This is a genomic window from Bacteroidota bacterium (assembly GCA_030706565.1).
GTDB lineage: Bacteria > Bacteroidota > Bacteroidia > Bacteroidales > JAUZOH01 > JAUZOH01.
The window spans coordinates 1-6,331 of record JAUZOH010000219.1 but is presented as its reverse complement, the minus strand read 5'-3'; the positions used below and the strand labels follow the sequence as shown (position 1 = coordinate 6,331).

The window sequence follows — 6,331 nt, the reverse complement described above, 5'->3', positions numbered from 1 at the left end:
ATTAAACTAGAACCGATGTATTTTCTTTTTAATTTTTTATGAAAAAAGAAGCTTTCCTTACTGTTCTTCGGGGAGTATGTGATACCAGGTTCTTTTTATTCCGTTTAACTAAAATCTAGGATCACAAAAGGGATTATAACAGGATACTGAATATTTGAGGGACAGAGTTTGATTTTGAGGATTTTAACTACCTAATCGTCTTGTATTAATCACTAGGTCACAGAGAGCACGAAAAATAAAGGGGATTCAAGAGGGTTCGAAGTTGTTTGATATTGTTTGAAGTGTAATTGAAAACATGTAAATCCTGTAATCCTGTCTGATTTAGACTCGAACTTACGTCCGCCGGCTGGCGGATAAGAGCCCCTAAAAATAAAAAAGTCCGCATTTAGCGGACTCTTTAGTAGCGGGGGCAAGACTCGAACTTACGACCTTTGGGTTATGAGCCCAACGAGCTACCACTGCTCCACCCCGCAATATATCTTAAAAAATAAATGTCTGAATCACTGAACTGACAACTCCCGAATTTCATCTATCGCTTAGTCCTTACATTGTAACTTGTAAGCTTTGTTTTTCTTTTCGGTGGTGCAAATGTATAAGATTATTATGTAATCACAAAAAATAAGTTGTAATTTTGAATAAATAATTTCAATTAAAAAATTATTTACCATGCCTAAGATGTTTACTTCAGTCAATGCCAATAATTTAGAAAAAGAGGCAGAGAAAGATTTTTTTGACCGTCACACTCCCCGCATCATTTGTGAAAGTACGGTTAAAGCGGGCGAAAAGCTTAAAGTGAAAGTAAAAATCGGGGATGAATATTTGCATCCTGATGATTATGACCATTATATAAGCTTTATACAATTGTGGAACAGGGAGACTTTTCTTGCTGAGGCACATTTTACTCCCGGCACCCTGGGAAACAAACCCAGCCACCTGGAAGTGGATTTTTTTATCATCCCCAAGGTAAGTATGAATCTTAGTGCGCTGGCTTGCTGCACCAAACACGGGTTATGGCAAAGTGAAGCAAAATTTGTTAAAGTTCTTTAAAGAAAAGGGGCGGGCAATATATTTTATATCTTTGTAACCAGATTTTGAGACAACCATGGCCCGCGTAGCAAAGAAAAGAACAGGAGAAAAAAAGAGTACAAAGAAAAAGGTTATACATAAACTTAGGCGGAAATATCGTTTGATTATGTATAACGATGCCAACTTCGAGGAAGTTTGGCACTTGAGGCTTTCAGGAATGAATGTGCTTTCGGTAATGGGTACCTTTGTACTGATTGTAATGTTGGTGGTGGTCCTGCTTGTTTGTTATACTCCTATTCGAGAGATAATCCCCGGCTATCCCAGTACCCAGATGCGCCAGAATATTGTTTTGAGTGCCTTAAGGGTGGATTCCCTGGAAAATGAATTGAAGATAAAAGATCAGTATATCAGCAATCTGAATGCTATTGTCAGGGGCGAAGAACCCAAAAATCCTGTAAGTCCCGGGGACAAGTCAATTTCTACCAAGAAAATTAAATTTACCAAGTCAAGACAGGACTCTCTTTTAAGAAAAAGGGTGGAAGAAGAAGACCGTTTAAGTTTCTTCGCTGTAAATAGCAATAAGAAAGTAAACAACGAGGGAATTTCAAATCTGATATTTTTTGCACCTTTGCGGGGGATCATAACCAGTTCCTTTAATCCTGGTGAAGGCCATTTGGGTACCGACATAGTTACCAAATCCAATAATGCGGTGATGGCTACTCTTGATGGAACGGTAATTATGGCAAATTGGACAATAGAAACGGGTTATGTGATTGAGATACAACATAACAACAATCTGGTTTCAATTTATAAGCACAATGCCACGTTACTTAAACGAATGGGTGACCATGTCAAAGCCGGTGAAGCCATTGCCATTGTTGGCAATTCAGGTGAGCTGACTACCGGCCCTCATCTTCATTTTGAACTTTGGTACAATGGGAAACCAGTTAATCCTGAACAATATATTGTTTTCTGATTAGAGATTATAATAAGTCGAAGATTTATAATGAATGTGAAAAAAAAACGTATCGCACTATTAGGCTCTACAGGCTCTATTGGTAAGCAGACGTTGGAAGTCATTGAGAAGCATCCGGATATTTTTGAAGTTGAAGTTCTTACCGCCAACAACAATGCTGAATTACTCATTGAACAGGCCAGGAAGTTTTTGCCTAATCATGTGGTTATTGTGAATAAGGGCAAATATCAGCAGGTGGTTGAAGCACTTCAAGGTTACCCTGTAAAGGTATTTGCCGGCAGTGACTCCCTGAATCAGATTGTCCAGATGGAATCAATTGACCTGGTGTTGACGGCTCTTGTCGGTTATTCAGGATTGCTTCCTACCATAAAGGCTATTGAAGCCGGGAAAAGTATTGCCCTGGCTAATAAGGAAACCCTGGTGGTTGCGGGCGAGCTGGTTACCCGTCTGGCTGCTGAAAAGAACATTGCCATTCTTCCTGTCGATTCGGAACATTCGGCCATTTTTCAATGTCTTGCAGGAGAAAGATACAATAAAATAGAAAAAATATTTCTGACCGCTTCAGGTGGCCCATTCAGGGGGAGAGACATAAATTACCTTCAAAGCGTCACTAAGACAGAGGCATTAAAACATCCGAACTGGAACATGGGGGCTAAGGTGACTATAGATTCTGCATCTATGATGAATAAAGGATTTGAGACCATTGAGGCCCGCTGGCTTTTTAACCTGCAACCCGAGCAGATTGAGGTAGTGGTTCATCCCCAGTCCATTGTTCATTCCCTTGTGCAGTTTGAAGATGGAGCCATTAAGGCTCAGTTGGGGCTTCCCGATATGAGGCTTCCCATTCAATATGCCCTGGGCTTTCCTCAAAGGCTGAAATCGGACTTCCCTCGTTTTTCTTTTATGGATCATCCTTCCCTGACTTTTGAAAAACCGGACACCGTGCTTTTCCGGGGCCTTTCTCTTTCCATTGAAGCTTTGAAGCAGGGGGGGAACAAGCCCTGTGCGCTGAATGCAGCCAATGAAATTGTTGTCGATGCTTTTTTGAAAGATAAAATAGGATTTCTTAAAATGGCGGAAATCATAGAACATATTTTAGGGAAAGTGGATTTTATTAAAAATCCTTCTTTTGAGGATTATGCGGAGACAGATGCTGAAACCCGCAAAATGACCCTTGAAGTGATATAGAACAAACCGGAAGTGATTGTTCCTTAGAAAAATTTTTCTTTGTTGGAAAATTCATGTAGGTTTGGGAGTTTTTTGTAGTACTTAATAATTCTTGTTGATGGAAATATTGATAAAAGTTGCTCAACTTGTGTTGAGTCTTTCTATACTTGTTATACTGCACGAATTTGGCCATTTTACTTTTGCCAAATTATTCAAGACCCGGGTAGAGAAGTTTTATCTTTTTTTTGATCCCTGGTTCTCCTTATTCAAATTTAAAAAAGGTGAAACCGAGTATGGTGTAGGTTGGCTGCCTCTGGGAGGGTATGTGAAAATTTCCGGCATGATTGATGAATCAATGGATACGGAGCAGATGAAACAACCTCCTCAACCTTATGAATTCCGTTCCAAACCAATTGGACAGCGGTTGATGATTATGCTGGCCGGGGTATTGGTAAACTTTATTCTTGCTTTGGTTATTTATGCTTCCGTTTTATATGTCTGGGGAGAAGAATACCTGCCTACTGCCAATGCCAAGTACGGGATTATGTGTGATTCCATAGCCACCAATATGGGATTAAAAAATGGGGATAAGATTGTATCTGTTGATTATAAGAAAGTAGAAAATTTCAGCAAGATTGTACCGACTATGTTGCTTGATAATGCAAAAACCATACAGGTACAGCGAGGTTCTCAAATTATAAATATTAGAGTTCCCGAAGCTTTTATTTCACAGGTTGTAAAATCAAAAAGTACTGTTGTCATTTCACCCAGATTCCCTTTTATAGTTGGTGATTTTGTTAAAAATTCTCCTGCTAAACAGGCTGGCTTTATAAAAGGGGATAAAGTGGTTCAGATCAACAAGGATTCAGTTCAGTTTTTTGATCAGTTTAAAACTGTCTTATCCAAAAACAAGGGGAAGTCGATAGCTGTGAAGGTTATTCGTGGCGGCAAGGAAGTTAATCTTTCAGTTGTTGTACCCGCATCCGGTTTGTTGGGCATTTATCCCAAAGGGGAGATGGGCGATTTCTTTCAACTTAAGAAAATAGAATATGGATTTTTTGCTTCGGTTCCTGCCGGTATAAAAAAAGGAATTTATACTACGGGCAGTTATCTCAAGCAGATGAAACTTCTGTTTCAACCCAAAACCAAGGTTTATGAATCTCTCGGAGGCTTTATCTCAATTGGGAAAATATTCCCCGGTGTGTGGGACTGGGAATCTTTCTGGAGTTTAACGGCTTTTCTTTCCATCATTCTGGCAATTATGAATATCCTTCCTATCCCCGGATTGGATGGAGGCCACGTGATGTTCTTAATTTTTGAAATGGTTACCGGAAGGAAACCCGGAGATAAGTTTCTCGAATATGCCGAAATTGTTGGTATGATATTGTTATTTGGCTTGTTAATATATGCAAATGCAAATGATGTAATAAAACTTTTTAAATAAAATAACTACCTTTGATTCCTAATTTTAAACTGTAAATTTATGAGTTGCTTGTTTGTTACTTTGGAGTTTTTAAGTTTAGAACACTTATTACTTATTCTTTTAATTATAGTCGTACTTTTTGGGGGCAAAAAAATTCCTGATTTGATGAAAGGTCTTGGTGAAGGAATTCGCGAATTCAAGAAAGCATCACAAGTACCTGAAGGGAAAAAGAAAGAACCTGAACCTGAGCCTAAAGCATTAGAAAAAGAGGAAGAAAATAAGTAATTTGCTATATGGCTAAAATTGTTACCTCTGCGTTTTTTGTTTTTTGTTTTTTGAATATTTGTAGCCTTAGGGTTGAAGGACAATCAAGGGATACCCTAAGTCCCAAAGCGGAGATTATATTAGCCAAGATAGACAGCATGGCACTCTTGCCAGTATTTGACAGCCATGCATCAATTGAAAAATCCGGTTCCTTAAGTTCTGGGAAGAAAATAGCTATTCCTAAATTTCCTAATCTGATATATGAATATCGTATTGAGGATTTGGCGAAAAGGACACCCATGGAACTGGTTTATAATATTCAGGTCAAAAAATTTATCGATCTGTATACTATAAACAGGCATCGCGATTTTTCTAAAATTCTAGGGCTTTCAAATTTGTATTTTCCCATTTTTGAAGATGCCCTGAGCCGTTATGGCCTTCCTTTAGAATTGAAATATCTTCCTGTTGTGGAATCTGCTTTAAATCCACTGGCTGTGTCCAAGTCTGGTGCAGTGGGTTTATGGCAACTTTTGCTGAATACATCAAAGCTCTTCAATATGAAGATTGATTCTTATATTGATGAACGCTATGATCCGTTTAAGTCAACCGAGGTAGCCTGCCAGTATTTAAAATACCTGTACCGTATTTTTAATGATTGGGATCTGGTTCTTGCGGCTTACAATGGTGGGCCTGCTGCAGTCCGCAATGCCATTGTCCGTTCAGGCGGAAAAACAAATTTCTGGGATATAAAGGATTATTTGCCTGCAGAAACCCAGGCTTATATTCCTGCTTTCATTGCTGCCAATTATGTGATGAATTATGCTGAAGCTCATCGCATATATACCGAAAAGCCATTATTAACCTATAATCAGACGGATACGGTGAAAATTGACCGGGCAGTTTCTTTTCAGCAAATTTCAAAGAAAATTGACATATCGCCTGATTTACTCCATTTCTTAAATCCTGTCTATAAAATGGGTTATATCCCTGATTTGAAAAAACCTCAAATCCTGGTACTCCCTTCCGATAAGATTACCACTTTTTTAAAACTTCAGAATAGCATTTATAGTACTTATATCCCTCCTAAAAATTACAATACCCTGGTAGCTAATGCAGGGAATACGGAGAATATGGAGAAAATCAATTACATCGTTAAAAAGGGTGATAGTTTCCATAAAATTTCCCTGGCTTTCAACTGTACGCCGGAAAATATCATGGCCTGGAACAAATTGACATCCAGGGATATTCATATAGGGCAAAAAATGGATATATGGGTAGCCCGTGGCGATTCAGCCCGTTTATTTTCCAATAAGGATAAAGAAAAAGATACAATTAACTTACCTGTCAATCAAAGGAATAGAATAATCTATTATAAGGTTAAGAAAGGCGATACGATCTGGAGTATAAGTGAAAAATTCAAACTTCAGTCGCCTGATTCAATAAAAAGCCTGAATAACCTAAAAAAGGGCATACAT

6 protein-coding genes and 1 tRNA gene are annotated in these 6,331 nt (G+C 38.4%); 6 read left to right on the top strand and 1 reads right to left on the bottom strand.

The window, feature by feature from the left end; translation table 11 throughout:
• Positions 1 to 401 precede the first annotated feature (401 nt).
• A tRNA-Met gene (locus Q8907_11145) sits at positions 402 to 473 on the bottom strand.
• Positions 474 to 666: 193 nt separating this feature from the next.
• Here Q8907_11145 and Q8907_11140 point away from each other — a divergent pair.
• From Q8907_11140 to Q8907_11115, 6 genes are all read left to right on the top strand, one after another.
• On the top strand, positions 667 to 1,047 hold the full coding sequence (locus Q8907_11140) for a desulfoferrodoxin family protein (GenBank protein MDP4274822.1): 381 nt from the start codon (positions 667 to 669) through the stop codon (positions 1,045 to 1,047).
• A gap of 145 nt (positions 1,048 to 1,192) precedes the next feature.
• Positions 1,193 to 2,002, top strand: a complete 810-nt coding sequence (locus Q8907_11135) for a M23 family metallopeptidase (protein ID MDP4274821.1) — start codon at positions 1,193 to 1,195, stop codon at positions 2,000 to 2,002.
• 30 nt (positions 2,003 to 2,032) lie between these two features.
• The gene (locus tag Q8907_11130) at positions 2,033 to 3,190 is read left to right on the top strand and encodes a 1-deoxy-D-xylulose-5-phosphate reductoisomerase (protein ID MDP4274820.1); all 1,158 of its coding nucleotides are present in this window, start codon (positions 2,033 to 2,035) and stop codon (positions 3,188 to 3,190) included.
• 97 nt (positions 3,191 to 3,287) lie between these two features.
• Positions 3,288 to 4,613, top strand: a complete 1,326-nt coding sequence (rseP, locus tag Q8907_11125; GenBank protein ID MDP4274819.1) for an RIP metalloprotease RseP — start codon at positions 3,288 to 3,290, stop codon at positions 4,611 to 4,613.
• A gap of 39 nt (positions 4,614 to 4,652) precedes the next feature.
• A complete protein-coding gene (gene tatA / locus Q8907_11120; protein ID MDP4274818.1) occupies positions 4,653 to 4,877 on the top strand; it encodes a twin-arginine translocase TatA/TatE family subunit in 225 nt (74 codons plus the stop codon).
• An 8-nt stretch (positions 4,878 to 4,885) separates the two neighbouring features.
• A partial coding sequence (locus Q8907_11115; GenBank protein MDP4274817.1) for a transglycosylase SLT domain-containing protein occupies positions 4,886 to 6,331 on the top strand: 1,446 nt, incomplete at its 3' end.

Coding starts and splice junctions, on each gene's coding strand:
- Q8907_11135 (MDP4274821.1), top strand. CDS start 1,193: ATGTATAACGATGCCAACTTCGAGGAAGTTTGGCACTTGAGGCTTTCA.
- rseP (MDP4274819.1), top strand. CDS start 3,288: ATGGAAATATTGATAAAAGTTGCTCAACTTGTGTTGAGTCTTTCTATA.
- Q8907_11140 (MDP4274822.1), top strand. CDS start 667: ATGCCTAAGATGTTTACTTCAGTCAATGCCAATAATTTAGAAAAAGAG.
- tatA (MDP4274818.1), top strand. CDS start 4,653: ATGAGTTGCTTGTTTGTTACTTTGGAGTTTTTAAGTTTAGAACACTTA.
- Q8907_11130 (MDP4274820.1), top strand. CDS start 2,033: ATGAATGTGAAAAAAAAACGTATCGCACTATTAGGCTCTACAGGCTCT.